The sequence below is a fragment of the Streptomyces sp. DH12 genome (genome assembly GCF_020873895.1).
GTDB lineage: Bacteria > Actinomycetota > Actinomycetes > Streptomycetales > Streptomycetaceae > Streptomyces.
This window is the reverse complement of record NZ_JAHWGT010000764.1, coordinates 1-492: the sequence shown is the minus strand read 5'-3', so window position 1 is coordinate 492 and position 492 is coordinate 1. Positions and strand designations below refer to the sequence as shown.

General features: G+C 71.5%; 1 protein-coding gene. It reads left to right on the top strand.

All coding sequences use genetic code 11. The features are described 5' to 3' along the window. The coding region (locus tag LPA54_RS36945) for an ABC transporter ATP-binding protein (protein WP_228984853.1) at positions 1-492 on the top strand (492 nt) is incomplete at both ends.

Here is a 492-nt window from a genome sequence, read left to right as displayed (position 1 = left end):
CGCGCCGAAGTGCTCGGACTCGACGTCGCCACCGAGGGCGCCGCCATCCGGGAGCGGGTGGGCTACATGCCCGAGCACGACTGCCTCCCCCCGGACGTCTCGGCCACCGAGTTCGTCGTCCACATGGCGCGCATGTCCGGTCTGCCGGCCACCGCCGCCCGGGAGCGCACCGCGGACACCCTGCGCCACGTCGGCCTGTACGAGGAGCGCTACCGGCCCATCGGCGGCTACTCGACCGGCATGAAGCAGCGGGTGAAGCTGGCACAGGCCCTGGTGCACGACCCGCAGCTGGTCTTCCTGGACGAGCCCACCAACGGCCTCGACCCGGTCGGCCGCGACGAGATGCTCGGCCTGATCCGCCGCATTCACACCGACTTCGGCATCTCGGTCCTGGTCACCTCCCACCTGCTGGGCGAGCTGGAGCGCACCTGCGACCACGTCGTCGTCGTGGACGGCGGCAAGCTGCTGCGCTCGTCCTCCACCCGGGACTTC